Origin of the sequence: Halalkalibacter sp. AB-rgal2, from assembly GCF_041821005.1 — a bacterium.
Taxonomy (GTDB): domain Bacteria; phylum Bacillota; class Bacilli; order Bacillales; family Bacillaceae_D; genus Halalkalibacter.
Genome location: NZ_JBGUAV010000002.1, coordinates 215,966 through 232,295 on the forward strand (window position 1 = coordinate 215,966; position 16,330 = coordinate 232,295).

Below are 16,330 nucleotides of genomic sequence, written 5' to 3' on the forward strand. Positions count from 1 at the left end.
TAACTTATTACAAAGCAAGAACTACTTTTGTCCATAATAAGCATTTACACCATGCTTACGTAAAAAATGTTTATCAAGTAAATCTTGATCCATTGCTGTCGTATGAGGGTTTAATTGCAAGGTACGAGATGCCATCTTTGCAACTTCTTCTAAAACAACTGCATTATGAACAGCATTATTAGGATCCTTACCCCATACAAACGGAGCATGAGACTTCACTAGTACTGCTGGAACTTGCATAGGGTCCACACCCTTAAATGTTTCGACAATGACATTCCCTGTCTCTAACTCATACGCACCTTGAATTTCCTCTTTCGTCATATCACGCGTACAAGGAACTTCTCCATAAAAATAATCAGCTTGAGTTGTACCAAATGCTGGTAATGATTTTCCTGCTTGAGCCCAACTTGTCGCCCACGGTGAATGAGTATGTACAATCCCTCCAATACTTGAAAAAGCTTTGTATAACGCAATATGAGTAGCAGTATCTGATGACGGCTTAAGGTCACCCTCTACCACTTCACCTTCGAGGTTGACAACAACCATGTCATCACGTTTTAAATCGGAATACTCTACTCCACTAGGCTTAATGACTACTAGGTTCGAACCTCGATCAATCCCACTTACATTTCCCCAAGTGAAAGTAACGAGTTCATGCTTAGGTAATGCAAGATTCGCCTCTAAAACAGATTCTTTAAGACTTTCTAACAACTATCACAACCCCTTTCAAAGTGCTAACTACCTTCAACTCTATTATACACTTGTACGTACAATAAATAAATAGTTTTCTCAATAAATTGAGATGAATCCTTTCTATAAAACGTCGTACAGGTTTCTTTCTTGGTTAAACTTACGATCAACCATGCTCAACGAACAAAAATGCCCCAAAGAATAACTCTTTTAGGGCATTTCCATCACTTAATTAGTTGTAAAAGTATACGTTGTTCTCTTCTTGTATTCAGTCCCTTTTTTAACAACAATAGAAGGGAAGTGATCGTGATGAATGGCATCAGGTAACCCTTGCGTTTCTAGACACAAGCCTAAATACTTTTCTGCGGGAACATTTCTAATTGAAAAGTCGTCACTTATCATATTCCCAGTATATAAGACGACGCTCGGTTCATTCGTTTCGATGATAAGTACACGACCACTTTTCTCATCTTCAAGACGAATTTCTTCATCTTGGTTTTCATCTAAAAGGAATGGGTGATCATAGCCATTTCCAGCCAACTCGTTTTGTTTTAAGTCTGATTGGATCCCCTCTTTAATTTTTCTTCCATTTGTAAAATCAAAAACAGTTCCTTCGCTATCAACGAATTCTCCAGTCGGCATTAAATCATCTTCCAAGCTTAAATATTGTTTGCTTTTCAATGTTAATTGGTGTTCTTTAATCGTTCTTTTTAAGTTCCCACTTAAGTTGAAATATGTATGATTTGTCATATTTATTAACGTATCTTGATCAGGTATAGCTTGATAATTGATAGCAAACTGATTATCGTTTGTTAACGTATACGTGACTTGTATTGAGACATTCCCAGGGTATCCTTCTTCTCCATCAAAGCTGTCATAAGTGAAAACAACACCAATTTTATTATGTTCTTCAAAAGATTCAGATTTCCAAATAACCTTATCGTAGCCTTTTATTCCTCCATGTAAGTGGTTAGAACCATCATTTTGCGCTAGATTATATGTTTGATTGTTTAAAGTGAACTGAGCTCCTTTTATTCGTCCCGCTACTCTACCACACACTGCTCCGAAATAAGGAGAATGCTCCACATATTCCTCAATTGTATCAAAACCGAGTACAACATTTTCAATTTGATTATTGCGATCAGCTGTAGAAATTCGTGTAATAATACAACCGTAATCAATGCTAGTAACTTCCATCCCCTTATCATTTGTTAATGTATATGCATATACATTTTGACCGTCAACTTGTCCGAACAGATCCTTAATAACCTTCATTAAAACTCTCCTCCTCTAATCACACACATCACTTCGCTCCAATTGAAAGAAAACGAATTCATTATCATCATACACTAGCATCCATACTTTTTACAATGTAAGAAAATACATTACGTGACATTATATACACCTTTTAATATGTAGCATTAACGATTAAGAGGCCGCCGCAAGACGACCTCCCTAGATGATTTTTAGCGTTTACTTAAACGAATAACATTCCAAGAAGCATTCGAAAGGACCGCTTGGATAATTCCATTATCAAGCTTTGCGTTCCCATTATGATGTGGTTTTACAACTTGTTCATCAACGGTATTCACTGCTTTCAAATCATCATGTTCTAATACGATATGTTCATCAAGGTGATAGCCTTCAAAGCTACGAACATCAATAGAAAATTCTAAAGACTCGTGTACATGACGATTTAAGGCAAAGATCGTTACTTCTTCTTGCTCTTCATTATAGACAACCGCACTATCAACATAAGGTACATCTGTAAAATCCTTCGTATCATATACAGGAGAAGAGATGGCCGGCTTCAATGATACCCCTCTTCCAAATACAGAAGCATGCATATACGGGTAATAAATCGTTTGCTTCCATGAACGTCCTTCATTTTCTGTCATAATTGGCGCAATAACATTAACCAATTGTGCCATACAAGCCATTTTAATTCGATCTGCGTTCTTTAAGAAAGTAATTAAAATACTACCAACTAATAAAGCATCTTCAAAATTGTAATGATCCTCAAGCTGAGGAGGTGCAATTGTCCATGGGTCAATTTGTTTATCAGCCTGATTTGAATGATACCAAACATTCCATTCATCAAAGCTTAAATACATTTGTTTCTTACTACGTTTTTTCGCTTTAATGTAATCACAAGTTGCAATGACCGTTTTAATAAAATGGTCCATCTCAAGGCCATTCGCTAAATAATTCTCTGAATCATTGTCTCGATTACCGAAATATTGATGTAAGGAAATAAAATCAACTTCGTCATACGTATGCTCTAATGTCGTTGCTTCCCATTGTGGAAATGTTGGCATTTTAGAATTAGAACTACCACAAGCAACAAGCTCGATAGAAGGATCAACTAGACGCATCGCTTTAGCCGTTTCTTGTGCTAGCCTGCCATATTCATCTGCTGTTTTGTGACCGACCTGCCAAGGTCCATCCATTTCATTTCCTAGACACCATGTTTTAATGTTATGAGGTTGTTCATAGCCGTGTTCTTTTCTCAAATCACTCCAATATGTACCACCCGGGTGATTGCAATATTCGATGAAATTTCTCGCAGCATCAATACCGCGAGTTCCTAAATTAATCGCCATCATCACTTCAGAGTTAACTTTTTTAGCCCAATCAACAAATTCATTTGTCCCTACATCATTAGGTTCGATTGTTCTCCATGCTAGCTCTAAACGACGTGGACGCTCTTCCTTAGGTCCTACTCCATCTTCCCAATCGTAAGCAGAAACCATGTTACCACCTGGATAACGTACGATCGGTACTTGCAAGTCTTTCACTAAATCAATGACGTCTTTACGAAAACCATGCTCGTCTGCATTTTGGTGATCAGGTTCATAAATCCCACCATATACTGCTCTTCCTAAATGTTCAATAAATGATCCGTAAATTCTTGAATCGATTTCTGCAATTTTGAATTCCTTGTCTACAACCATTTTCGCTTTTTTTAACTGATTCATCGTTCTCCTCCTCTAGTACTGCTTTCCCATAAAGTTAAACGTTTACAAACTAATTAAAAAACTTATAATTGTTAATAAATTTATAAATAAATTAACCATTTGCTTTTATTATAGTAAAGCTTTCTGTTCTTGTAAATAGTTTGTGCATACAAATATACTTTCAATATACGATAGTTGTACGACTAACATTGAAGTGCGTTTACTAACTCATTAAAACAGGCATTCTAAAGTGATAACCATTTAGAATGCCTTACTACCTTTTACAATGAAGGTCTTTCTTTTGCTTTATCAGCTTCAGCTGCATTCTTCATTGCTTCATTACGGTTTTCCTGCATTTCTTTAATTGACTTTGTTTTTAATCGAGCTGCTCCTTTATAATGACGAGTAGGAATTAATTCCTCTGAGGACATTCTTACTTTCGCCAATTCTATCGCTTCTACATATTGTGGTAGCCATTTCTCTTGTGCCACAAGCATTTCATCTACTAATTGCCAGATCTCAGGTGGGTTACAAACAGCTCCTACTAATGGATCCATCATAAATGCTTGTCGTAGTAGCTGATCTCTGCCATGAATAGCCGCTTCAACCGATAATCGTTGTACGGAAATGCTAGCCTGACAAACTGCCGCACACCCTAAAGGTAACTCTCCTACACGAGGCATATTAATACCATTGCGATCTACATAGCCTGGCGCCTCAACGATGGCATCATCTGGTAAATTGGTGATGATTCCATTGTTTACTACATTAAAATGTCCACGATAAATTCGGCCTGTCTCTAGACCTTCAATAATATACGAACCATGCTCCTCACCACGCTCTTCGGAAGAATATGTATAGGCCGGCTCCTTTAACCAGTTTGGAAAGTCTGTTTCAAACCATGTCCTTCCTTCCGTACAAACACGTAAATACCCTCCGGTTTCCCCATTAATCCAAGTTCCAAGGTCAATCCAATCATGAACCTCTTCTGGCCGCTTCCGATACCAAGGCACATATTCACTTAAATGTCCGTTGGATTCGGTACTATAATAGCCAAAACGTTTCAGCATATCGATGCGTACCTTTTCCGTCTTTTTAAATTCAGGATGACTCTCAAAGGCTTCTAACATACGGCCTGTCAAATCTTCTCCATTATGCTTTACTTGGATATACCATGTTTGATGGTTAATACCAGCACAAACAATATCAACTTCTTCTTTTTTCAATCCGAATGCTTCAGCAATTTGTCGATGTCCACCTTGAACGCCATGGCATAGACCAACCGTACGTACACCACCATACTTGTTACAGGCCCACGTTAACATCGCCATTGGATTTGCGTAGTTTAATTGTAAGCAATTAGGTTCACTTACTTCTCGAATGTCTTTACAAATATTCATCATTTCTGCTATACCGCGCTGACCGTACATAATACCACCAGCACAGAGTGTGTCACCCACACATTGATCAATTCCGTATTTTAGCGGAATTTCAATGTCTGTTGAGAACGCTTCCAATCCTCCTATTCGTACGACAGTAAAAATATAACGAGCGTTCTTCAAAACTTCCCTACGATTCAATGATGATTGAATTTGAATGTTCAATCCATTTTCATTAATATCTCGCTGGCAAAGTTCTGTTACCATATCCAAGTTTTGTTCATTAATATCCGTAAATGCGACTTCAATATTGTGAAACTCAGGAACAGATAACAAATCACGCAATAACCCTCTCGTAAATCCAATACTTCCAGCACCAATAAAAGCGACTTTAAATGACATATAATCATCTCCTTATTCAAAATCCATTTCAATGAAATTGTAGCATTAAGAAGAGATACACCGCTTTCAAATTTCTGACGTTTCTTCATGGTAAATGTATAAAATGCTAACTTATAATAGAAGAATGATTTCGCTCTTGTTTCGTTTCATTTCGGAATTGCAAGGGACTTACACCTACATTTTTTTTAAATAGAGTACTAAAGTATTGACCACTACTCATTCCAACATAATCAGCAATTTCTGTTATAGGAATATCTGTGCGTTTTAATAAATCTTTCGCTTTCTCGATACGATGAGAAAGTAAATAATCCATAATCGAAATTCCAGTGTACTCTTTAAAAATGCGATGCAAGTAACTTGGATGTAAATGTACAGAATCGGCAATATCCTTTACCTTAATCGAACAATCATAGTGATGATGAATATAATGTATCACCTTTTTCACATATGGATGATTCCATTTCGATTGAAATTGCTTTGCTTCTTGATCTAATTGAGCTATTTTTATTAAAAGTTGGCACAAGTATAGTGCGACCATTACTTGATTTTGCTTTTCCTTTTTATCAAGTTCGAGAATGAGGCTTTTTAATATAAGGTACACTTCACTTGAATCTTCAAGCACATTAAAATCACGTGCACATTTGAGGAATGACATTAAATACTGGTCGTCTGTGGCAAGATCGGAAATCGAAGGTATTGAAACGCTATTTTGACTGAACATAAATTCTACATTCAGCATTCGACAATATTGATCATTACGAACGGTTAATCGGTGCTTAACGTGTGAATCAATAAGAATAAACTGACCTTTCTTCATCCGTATTCTTTTCTGCTCAAAACCAATCTCACATTCTCCTGAAATAACATACATAATCTCAACTTGTGGATGACTATGATTATCCATTTGGTAATTATGCCATTTTTTATAATAATAAAATACAATTGTAGGATAAAAGTCAGATTGTATTAAAGCAGGATTATAGAGACTCATATAAGTCATGAACGTTTCCTCCTAATCAAATTAAAAAACCTATTCAAGTAAATACTTTTCATTGATAATACCTTATTTCTATTGAGTCAACAATCGATGAATACATTTTTTTATGTAAAAAGTGACAGCCTCGCCTGTTAAATGGATAAACCGTTTCATGTTGGAAACAATAGACATACAGAAGTATTAATGAGGGGGATCATACTTTTATGAAAAAAGAACAACTATACGAAAGCATTCTAAACAAAAAAGAGGAACTTGTTATACTAACCAAGCAATATTGGTCACAATATGCAGGAATTCATACGTGGTATTTTTGGACAAATATCGCTACTATCATTATACCGCTCTTTATATTGTATGTATTAATTGACCGCAAACGTATCTTCGAAATTTCCTTTTTTGGGTATACTGCTCATGTCCTATGGGCAAACATTGATAATATTCTTTCAATGAACAATTTACTTATACACCCACATAGCTTAACACATTTGCTCCCCGTAGGAGTTACGATTACTGCTGTATTGTTCCCTGTAACATTCATGCTTATCTATCAATTTTGCACAAATTATAATCGAAACTTTTACTTATATGCTGTCGTCGCTTCGATTATATTCGCTTTTGGCTTCGGGGGACTTTCACTACTTTTAGGCTTATTACATTTAGAAAACGGTATGAATTTGTTTTACCTATTTCTTATTGACCTTGTGGTTGCTTTTTTATCCCTATGGTTAACAAAATTATTTTTGAAAATAAAAGGAACGTACGTCTAATACTAAAACTAGCGTACATTCCTATCATACATTATTTTATTTGGACTGAGCGCAATCGGTTTAGAGCTGCAATTATTTCAAAGACTCTCGGTCTAGCTATATCACCAGGATGCCCGTTATGCTGAGATACAAAAGTAATTCCTTGTTTATTCAGCTGTGTTTCAAGAAAGTCAGCAAGCTCCTTCAAACTATACTGTTTAGTTAAGTGATTATTTTGTTCTACGTAATACAATATATCCGCTATCATTCTCGTTTGACTTTCTTCAACCAATTGTTCGATATAATGAAGGTTAATGCTTTGGGAGCCGTACTGAATTTCATACATCCCCCGTGCTTTCACCTTTCTTTTTCTTCCTTCCATGCTTTTCAGACTATTGGGCAATAAATAGCGATCTGATACTTGGCCAAATGAATGACCACCTTCATGCTGACGATCTACCTTTATTTGTTGAGCTATCGCTTTAGCCTCACCTGTTACTTCGAAGGGGCGATATTCTTTCATTTTAATCACACAATCAGCTACATCGAAATAATCACCTGAGCCACCCATAACAATGATGCTAGAGATATCCTTTTCTTTTTTTAATTGTTCGATCTTATCAATAAAAGGCGTAATAGGCTCTGATTCTTTCTCAATTAGCTGCTGCATTCTTGCATCGCGTATCATAAAGTTTGTCGCTGTCGTATCTTCATCAATAAGAAGTGCTTCCGCTCCGATTTCAATCATTTCCATCACATTGGCTGCTTGTGATGTACTTCCACTAGCATTATCGGTTGAAAAACAAGTCGTATTGTTTGAAAATGGTAAAGACCTAATAAATGGAGAAATGTTTACACTTCTTACACTTCGTCCATCTTCAGCACGAATTTTCACCGCCTGCTTGTTTGTTATGACAAACTCTCGTCCATCACCTTCACAATGATCATATACACCACTTTCTATCGCTTTTAAAAGCGTCGATTTCCCATGATAGCCACCGCCAACGATTAATGTAATCCCTTTTTTAATGGCCATTCCTTTTATAGGCTCAACCTGATGAGGAATATTTATAGCTATTTCGAGACAACCTGGTGAAGCAAAAGGAACAACATCTGTTTTCATTGGCTGATCACTTACACCACTTTCACGAGCCAGTATTGCTTTATTTGCTATAAAAGCAATAAGCTGATGTTCTTTTAAATAACGCCGTATCGTTTGTTGTTGATCAGCTAATTTAATTTCATTGTACAGCTCCGCCTCAGTAAGTTTTAAAAGGGAGTTTTCGATAATAATAGGAATATATGAACACAATAGCCTCACAGCATCTTTACCAGCAATCCTTCTACCATTTGCAGGTAAACCGACACTAAGGCATATAGTAACAAACTTATGATCAATCAATACCGCTGAACGTTCAACCACTTTTTGCCTTGGTTCATCAAATAAGATTAGACCACTTTTCCCCGATCCTCTTATATTTCGATTTTGTTTTTTAACCGCTTGACCTACTTTTCTTGCTATTGTATCCTCACAACGTATTCGATGATGGGATAGCATACACCAATCTTCATTCATTTCTGTTTTGTTCAACGGGATACGAAGGCGTATTTTTGACGGACTTGCAAATGGATCCCCTTGAACATAATCAATATGAAGAAAGAAATGTGAAAATTGATACATACCTTGTATTTCTTTATAAGATTTGTACCCTTTTTGATCAATGTTAGATAAAAGTTTCTTTAATCGATCCATGTTATAACCCACCATTCAATTTATTGTATATCCTCCAAAGGGTTTGGAATAACAATCTCCTTCGAAATAATTTGTTCTTTGAAATTATTTAATACATGTAAGATCTCTTCATTTATAACATGATTTAATGGTGTGTTAGTAGGATGAGTAATATGTGTCACTCCGATAAATTCGTCTTGTAAACCATAAGTATATTCCTTTCCTTGAAAGGTCTCATTTAAGAATAACTCAAGTGTATGATAAACAGCTTCATCTGCCATTTTTAACTGTGAAATAAGAATGTGCTCTGGGTCAATTGTTAACTGATCATGATCTTGTCCAGCAGTATAAAACCCTTCCTCTATCGCTGCTTCAAAAACACCATAATTGCCAACAGCAGCTGCACCAGCAACAAAATCAGCATTATCACGTGCGAATTCAATGGCTATATCCTTTGCAGTTGCTGGATCTGAAAAATGACCGACATAGTCTATTAAAACCTTAGCATCAGGATTTACAGTATGAACTCCTAACTCATAACCAGTTACCCACTTTTGCAATAACGGAACATCCATTGCGGCCACCATTCCAACCACATTCGTATCCGTTATATTACCTGCTAGCACACCAAGTAAGAAAGAAGCTTCTTGCTCTTGAAACGTAATACTCGCCACATTAGGAAGATCAACGAAAAAGTCAACGATTAAAAAAGGTTGAGAAGAATATTCAGAAGCGACATCATGTAGTGCATCATGGGCTTTATACGTTCCAGTCACAATTAAATCATACCCTTCATTCGCATAATAGTTTAGATAATCATGTAATTGTTCCTCATCTCTTGATTCAATTGTTTCTACATGCATGTTATAATCTTCACTAAATCGTTCTAAACCCATTCGAATATCATTTAGAAATGGATTAGTACCCATTCTCTCAGGTAGAATTAACAAAATGGAATGTTCTTCCCCTGTAAATATTTCATCATTTTGATCAATTGCTTTACAACCTACTAGTAAGAAAATCGATAGCAAGAATAGTACATATTTCAAGATTATAGACCTCGTTTCTTAGAAAACTAACATAGTCCTTAAAATAAACAATAATAGTAAATACGTCAACTGAAATTATTCATCATATCAATAAATCCAGCTTAATCTTCTACAATTACAACTAAAACAACCGTTTTGCATGAAGTATACAAAACGGTTGTTCATATTAGAGTGTACTAATGGCATCGAGTGCGATAGTTGCTTCGAGATGAATGGCTCTACTTACACTTTCTCTATTAGGGTTATAGTTTTCTCGTAAGTTATCATCAGCATATCCATCAATGGCAACAATAGCCCCCGCACGTATTCCCCTTAAGCTTGCAATTGTAAACAGCGCAGCATTTTCCATTTCCACAGCTAATACATTCGATTGTTTATATATCTCATGTGGAAATGGAACACTCCCTAAATAAAAAGCATCTAATGACAAAGTCATACCTTCAAAAGTAGCAATGGTCTCTTTCTGATTTGCAGCTGCGGTAGATAATGCTTGAATGATTTCTCGATTAGCAACTGCTGGAAAGCCTGAAGGAACTAATTGATTCGATAAACCATCACACCGAACAGCTGCAGTACTAATAACGATACTACCTGCTTCAATTTCTTTACGATATGAGCCAGCTGTACCAACACGAATCATCGTTTGGGCACCACCGATAATGAGCTCTTCAAAGCATACTGCAGCTCCAGGACCGCCAACTCCATGACTAACTATGGCGATGTTTTCTCCATGATAAGTGCCGAGATAAGAATGATATTCACGATTTTTTGCCATTACACATGCGTTTTCTAAATAAGATGCGATAACTTCCGCTCTATTTGGGTCTCCACAAACAAGAATCTTCTCAGGTAATTTCTTAGGATCAATTTTAAGATTTGCTAGCAAATCAATCAAACTCCTTTTTTTCCCACTCATCTGCTGGTATATCTAAATCTTCACCAGAAAAGCGTTCTTCTTTAAAGGGATCTCCGCGTAAATGAAATCCATTTTCCTCCCAAAATCCTGGTTCATTTTCATCAATAAATTCAAATCCTCGTAACCATTTTACACTTTTCCAAAAATAGAGATGGGGAACAACTAGTCTTAACGGCCAACCATGCTTGTCTGTTAGAGGCTTTCCATCAAATGAATGAGCTAATAAAATATCATCACCCATTAAATCCTTCAGTTCAATATTTGACGTATAATCATTGTCTCCATGAAGCATAACATAATTACTTTTTGGTTCGACTCCTATCTCTTTTAAAAAATCTTTAAACCGAACGCCAGTAAATGCATTATCAAACCTTGACCATCTAGTAACACAATGTATATCAACTGTAATATCGGTTTGCGGCATGTTCATAATGTCCTTATACGTTAGTGTTACTTCCTTATTTACGTTACCTGTCACTTTTAATGACCACTCGTCAAGGTCATAGGTTGGTACATCACCTTCATGCAAGATTGGGAATTTTTCTGTTAAAACTTGCCCTTCTGGAAGACGTCCATTAAATGAATCACGGTTTTTAGGCGTTTTCATTCGTTTAATTCGATCAGCTTTTTTCATCATATTTCACTTCCTTTTAGCGTGAACTTTGTTGATTAGAATGATTCATTTCTACTCCTCTTCCTTTAAGTAAAAACATCGCAACTAAAGTTAAAATATATGGAATCATACTCGTAAATTGAGTCGGAATTGAAAAGCTCTGCATCCGTGTACTAAGAGCATCTGTTAATCCAAATAATAGACTAGCTCCTAATACGCCAAATGGATGAGATTGACCTAGCATTGTTGCGACAAGAGCGATAAAGCCTCTTCCAGCTGTCATCCCTTCAGAAAACATCGTTACAAGCCCTAATGACAATTGGGCACCAGCTAACCCACAAAGCACACCACTCATTGCAACAGCTAAGTATTGTAACCCTTTAACTCGGATACCTAAACTATGTGCAGCAACTTGATTATAGCCTACGGATATCATTCGAAATCCAGTTACGGTACGATACATAAAGATAAACAAAATAAACGGTACAATTAAAGCAACATAAACAAGAATCGTATGTCCTGAAAATATTGTACCAAGAACAGGAATATCTTGCACAATTGGAATATGAATGTTTGATAAACCTGACATTGTATTATCGTAAAATGCACCTTTCACATCAAAAATTGTTCTCAACAAAAAGGTCGTAAGTCCTAAAGCTAAAAAGTTAATGGCAATACCAACAACAATCATATTTGCCTTAAACTGTATTGTCATAACAGCTAAAATAAGTGAAAAAAGCATACTCATTAATGCAGCAAAAAAGATTGAGAACCACAAGTTACCAGTAAAATAATTAGCGACAATGGCACTGAAGGCCCCAACTAATATTAAACCCTCAAGTCCGACATTAAATATTCCGACACGAGCACACAACATTCCACCGAGTGCTGCTAACAAAATAGGTGTGACCATTCTTAAAGTTGAATTTAAAAGAGAAAGATCAAATAGCTCCATTGTTTTTCCTCTCTTTCTTGAGTGCCTTAATCCACGTTAACGTTAATTGAGCAGAAATAAATAGAATGAGTACAGCTTGAATGACACTTGCGATTTCTAAAGGAACATCTGTATTACGCTCAACTCCTAAAGAACCAGTATGTAAGGCCGCCAAAAAGATCGAACTAAAGACGATCGCAATTGGATTAGATTTCGCTAGTAGAGCTGCCATAATGCCAATCCACGCATACTCCGGCACCGTTAAGGCATTATCAACAAAACGATGATGGGAGCCTAACACTTCAAATGCACCTGCTAACCCTGCAATTCCACCACTTACAAACATACTTATAAGCATAACCTTTGTTCTGTGAACTCCTCCGTAAGAAGTAAAAAACGGGTTCTTTCCTAGCATATTCACTTCATAGCCAATCGCGGAGTAACGAAAAGTAACAAATAAACCGATAGCAATAACAATAGCAATGATAAATCCATAATGAACACTCATCCCTGTTAAAATTTTAGGGATCCAAGCTGAAGCATCTATCAATTTAGACTGAGCGAGTGCTGCTGAGCCATCTCGATCTTGAAACGGATGACTAACTAGATAGCTCGCAAATAAAACCGCTATATAATTCATTAAAAGGGTTGAAATAATAAGTTGTACTTTAAATTTCGCTTCCATCCATCCAGCAAGAGCTGACCACCCTCCTGCGACAGCAAAACCAACAATGACTGCACCCATTAATTTAACAAATCCAGGTCCAGGAAAATAAAGTGCGACAAGAGCAGCACTTACTGCCGCTAATACCATCTGTCCCTCTCCTCCAAGATTAAAAGCCCCTGCCCGAAAGGCAATACTTACACCTAGGGCAATTAAAAGAATAGGAGTTGCTCTTGCAAGAGTAGACATAATAAAATAAAGATTTCCAAAAGCACCTTTCCATAACTCACTGTACGTTTCTATAACAGGTTCACCTAAAGCTCGCATGGCAATTGCTCCTACTAATAAGCCGATAAAAATAGCAAAAAGCGGTTGGATAAGTGCATTATTTTTCATTGAGCGCATCTTCCAAATTACCTCCTGCCATTAATATACTGAGTTTTTCCTCCGTTGCTTCAGAACGACTCATTTCACCAACAATTTCTCCTTCATACATGACAAGAATTCGATCAGATAGCTTCATAATTTCGGTTAATTCTGAGGAGACAAGTAATACAGACCCATTGTCATTTCGTTTTTGTATAATCGAATCATGAATAACTTCCATCGCTCCAATATCAACACCACGTGTTGGTTCAGCTGCAATTAGAAATGGTGTATTCTGTCCTAATTCGCGTGCAACAATTAGCTTTTGAAGATTCCCACCAGATAGATTAGAAGCTTCCTCTTTTATTGAACTTGTCTTAATTGAATATTGATTCACCCAACGTCCAATAACCGGATGAAGTGATTTCCTTTTAATCCAGCCATTCGCTATAAACCCTTCTTTACGATGAAAACCGATTATGGCATTCTCTTCAACCGTTGCATCTTTTGCAACACCCCATTTATAGCGGTCTTCTGGGATATGGGCGATCCCTGCATCTCTTCTCTCTTTCACATTAAGAGCTTGTATAAAGTTCCCATCTAGCTTAATTGAACCCTTTTGAATGTCAATGAGCCCTGAAATCGCCTGAATAAGCTCTGACTGACCATTTCCTGATACTCCGGCAATTCCTACAATCTCTCCTCGATTAACATGAAGGGAGACACCCTTTAATAAAGGCTTATCGTCATTCTCCTGTACACGAACATTCGCAAGTTCAAGAAAGCGTTCCCCATTCATTGATATTCTTTCATCTACCTTCTTCAACTCACGACCGACCATTAAAGTGGCTAGCATATGTGAGGTTGCTTCACTAATCGGCATAGAACCTGTCACCTCGCCATTGCGCAGTACAGTTACATAGTCAGCGACATCCATCACCTCTTGAAGTTTATGAGTGATAATAATGACACTCTTACCTTGAGATGCCAAAAAACGAATCGTTTTCAAAAGACCTTCTACTTCTAAAGGTGTCAATACAGCAGTTGGTTCATCTAAAACAATAATATCAGCCCCTTGATATAGGACTTTAATAATTTCAATTCTTTGTTGTTCACCGAGTGAGCATTTCATTACTTTTTGCTTTGGACGTAATGGAATACGATATTGTTCTGCTAAAGCGTCTACTGCTTTTATCGCTTCTTTTCGCTGAAAGAACCCTAACTTTTTTGGTTCACGACCAATAACGATATTTTCTGATACGGTCAAATATGGAAACAACATAAAATGTTGATGAACCATCCCAATTCCATGATGAATTGCATCGGATGGGCTTGAAAAGACAACACTCTTCCCATTCATCCAAATCTCACCTGTTGTAGGAGTTTCCATTCCATATAACATTCTCATTAAAGTCGTCTTACCAGCACCATTTTCACCAATGATGGCATGAACTTGTCCTTTATTTAATGAAAATGATATATCCTTATTTGCATAGAAATCACCGTATTTCTTAGACATATGTTTCATTTCCAAAATAGTCGACATGAGGTTATCCCTCCTTAACGGACGTTTGTTTTAATAATAGAACCTTTAAAAACAAGGAAAAGGTGACTCACTAAATTCATTAACCTAATTGAAAGGGTTAATACGTAGGAGTCACCAAACTGTAGGTCACCAAAAATGTTAAAAATCAACAACCTTTTTCAGTACCTATGTAAAAAGAAAGGAACCCTTCTTCTTACGTATCTTTACACACGACTGGCCAAGCATCACTCTGCGTGAAGAGGGTTAGGAACCTCTAAAGAACCTGAAACAATTTCATCCTTTATTTCTTTCACTTGCTCAATAACGTCTTCTCCTACCTTATCACTTAGTGGCGTCTCACTCTCATGAGTCACATATGTTAAACCAACACCATCATCTGCAAGACCGTAGCTTACGACACCAGCCTCAAGACTACCTTCTACAAAGGATCTAATCGTCTCGTATGCAGCTGCATCAGTACCTTTGATTTGTGAAAGCACAATATGGTCAGGATCGATAACAGTTCGATCGACATCTTGTCCAGCTGTTAAGAAGCCAGCTTCCTCAGCTGCTTCAAACACACCTAGGTCACCAACCGCTGCCGCTCCCGCGATAAAGTCTGCACCTTGAGAAGCCTGTAACATAGCTAATTCCTTAGCTCGAGCTGGATCTGCAAAGTCATTTACGAAATTCAGAACAAATTCTGCATCTGGATTCGTAGCTTGCAACCCATCTTCAAAGCCTACTGTCCATTTTGAAAGTAAAGGAATATCCATTGCTGCTACCATACCGACAACATTCGTTTCAGTTATTAAGCCAGCTGCCGCTCCTAATAAGTATGCAGCTTCGTGCTCATCAAAATTCACACTACTCACATTCGGTAAATCTACAACGGTATCAATAATCGCAAACGCTTGATCAGGGTGATCAGTTGCAACATTTGTTAAAGGGTCCTCAGCTTCAAATGCAGCTGTAATAATTAAATCATACCCTTCCGCAACAGCGACTCGAAGGTTTTCTTCAATGACTGAATAGTCAGTAGACTCCACTGATGTTACATCAATACCGAAATCTTCTCCTGCTTGCATCGCTCCATCTTCCATTTGCTGAAAAAATGGATTCACACCAATTCTTTCTGGTAAAATTAATGCTATTTTCAAATCAGAAGCTGTCTCTTGTGTTTGTTCGTCTTCATCACCTGATACACTATCATCTTGACCTTCGTCATTATCATTCGTTCCACATGCTGCAAGTAATAATAGAAGCAACATTAGCACAGTTAATACCTTTTTCAACTTATTATCCCCCACTCATTTCTATTTTTTCGTCAAAACAAACCTTCCTTTTTATCAATTAGAAA

At 36.9% G+C, this 16,330-nt stretch carries 14 protein-coding genes; 1 reads left to right on the forward strand and 13 read right to left on the reverse strand.

The genetic code is table 11. From position 1 onward, the window contains the following. Positions 1 to 21 precede the first annotated feature (21 nt). From araD to ACERJO_RS02630, 5 genes are all read right to left on the reverse strand, one after another. Positions 22 to 711 carry an L-ribulose-5-phosphate 4-epimerase gene (gene araD, locus ACERJO_RS02610; RefSeq protein ID WP_373646460.1) on the reverse strand — a complete coding sequence of 230 codons (690 nt, stop codon included), beginning with the start codon at positions 709 to 711 and terminating at the stop codon, positions 22 to 24. Between the two features lie 207 nt (positions 712 to 918). Beyond that, a complete protein-coding gene (locus ACERJO_RS02615) occupies positions 919 to 1,965 on the reverse strand; it encodes an aldose epimerase family protein (RefSeq protein WP_247105481.1) in 1,047 nt (348 codons plus the stop codon). Between the two features lie 191 nt (positions 1,966 to 2,156). Then, the gene (arfA, locus tag ACERJO_RS02620) at positions 2,157 to 3,668 is read right to left on the reverse strand and encodes an arabinosylfuranosidase ArfA (RefSeq protein WP_373646461.1); all 1,512 of its coding nucleotides are present in this window, start codon (positions 3,666 to 3,668) and stop codon (positions 2,157 to 2,159) included. 260 nt (positions 3,669 to 3,928) lie between these two features. After that, a complete protein-coding gene (melA, locus tag ACERJO_RS02625) occupies positions 3,929 to 5,428 on the reverse strand; it encodes an alpha-glucosidase/alpha-galactosidase (protein ID WP_373646462.1) in 1,500 nt (499 codons plus the stop codon). Positions 5,429 to 5,534: 106 nt separating this feature from the next. Then, the gene (locus ACERJO_RS02630; RefSeq protein ID WP_247105478.1) at positions 5,535 to 6,428 is read right to left on the reverse strand and encodes an AraC family transcriptional regulator; all 894 of its coding nucleotides are present in this window, start codon (positions 6,426 to 6,428) and stop codon (positions 5,535 to 5,537) included. Between the two features lie 200 nt (positions 6,429 to 6,628). Between ACERJO_RS02630 and ACERJO_RS02635 the strand changes: the two genes are divergently transcribed. Further along, a complete protein-coding gene (locus ACERJO_RS02635) occupies positions 6,629 to 7,192 on the forward strand; it encodes a hypothetical protein (RefSeq protein ID WP_247105477.1) in 564 nt (187 codons plus the stop codon). 31 nt (positions 7,193 to 7,223) lie between these two features. Here ACERJO_RS02635 and ACERJO_RS02640 read toward each other — a convergent pair whose 3' ends face one another. The 8 genes from ACERJO_RS02640 to ACERJO_RS02675 all read right to left on the reverse strand — a co-directional run bounded on the left by ACERJO_RS02640 (position 7,224) and on the right by ACERJO_RS02675 (position 16,265). Then, positions 7,224 to 8,924, reverse strand: coding sequence for an ABC-ATPase domain-containing protein (locus ACERJO_RS02640; protein ID WP_373646463.1), 1,701 nt, complete (start codon positions 8,922 to 8,924; stop codon positions 7,224 to 7,226). Between the two features lie 20 nt (positions 8,925 to 8,944). Beyond that, positions 8,945 to 9,952: a BMP family protein gene (locus tag ACERJO_RS02645; RefSeq protein ID WP_373646464.1), complete on the reverse strand. Its 1,008-nt coding sequence runs from the start codon at positions 9,950 to 9,952 to the stop codon at positions 8,945 to 8,947. A 166-nt stretch (positions 9,953 to 10,118) separates the two neighbouring features. Further along, positions 10,119 to 10,838 (reverse strand): nucleoside phosphorylase, encoded by a 720-nt coding sequence (locus ACERJO_RS02650; RefSeq protein ID WP_373646465.1) that lies wholly within the window; start codon positions 10,836 to 10,838, stop codon positions 10,119 to 10,121. Position 10,839: 1 nt separating this feature from the next. Further along, positions 10,840 to 11,502: a sulfite oxidase-like oxidoreductase gene (locus ACERJO_RS02655; protein WP_373646505.1), complete on the reverse strand. Its 663-nt coding sequence runs from the start codon at positions 11,500 to 11,502 to the stop codon at positions 10,840 to 10,842. Positions 11,503 to 11,518: 16 nt separating this feature from the next. After that, positions 11,519 to 12,436, reverse strand: coding sequence for an ABC transporter permease (locus tag ACERJO_RS02660; RefSeq protein WP_247105473.1), 918 nt, complete (start codon positions 12,434 to 12,436; stop codon positions 11,519 to 11,521). Then, positions 12,423 to 13,484 carry an ABC transporter permease gene (locus tag ACERJO_RS02665; RefSeq protein WP_247105472.1) on the reverse strand — a complete coding sequence of 354 codons (1,062 nt, stop codon included), beginning with the start codon at positions 13,482 to 13,484 and terminating at the stop codon, positions 12,423 to 12,425. Before ACERJO_RS02665 ends, ACERJO_RS02660 begins: the two co-directional genes overlap by 14 nt. Continuing rightward, on the reverse strand, positions 13,465 to 14,991 hold the full coding sequence (locus tag ACERJO_RS02670) for an ABC transporter ATP-binding protein (protein WP_247105471.1): 1,527 nt from the start codon (positions 14,989 to 14,991) through the stop codon (positions 13,465 to 13,467). Before ACERJO_RS02670 ends, ACERJO_RS02665 begins: the two co-directional genes overlap by 20 nt. A 224-nt stretch (positions 14,992 to 15,215) precedes the next feature. Further along, positions 15,216 to 16,265 carry a BMP family lipoprotein gene (locus ACERJO_RS02675; RefSeq protein ID WP_247105470.1) on the reverse strand — a complete coding sequence of 350 codons (1,050 nt, stop codon included), beginning with the start codon at positions 16,263 to 16,265 and terminating at the stop codon, positions 15,216 to 15,218. Between the last annotated feature and the right edge of the window lie 65 nt (positions 16,266 to 16,330).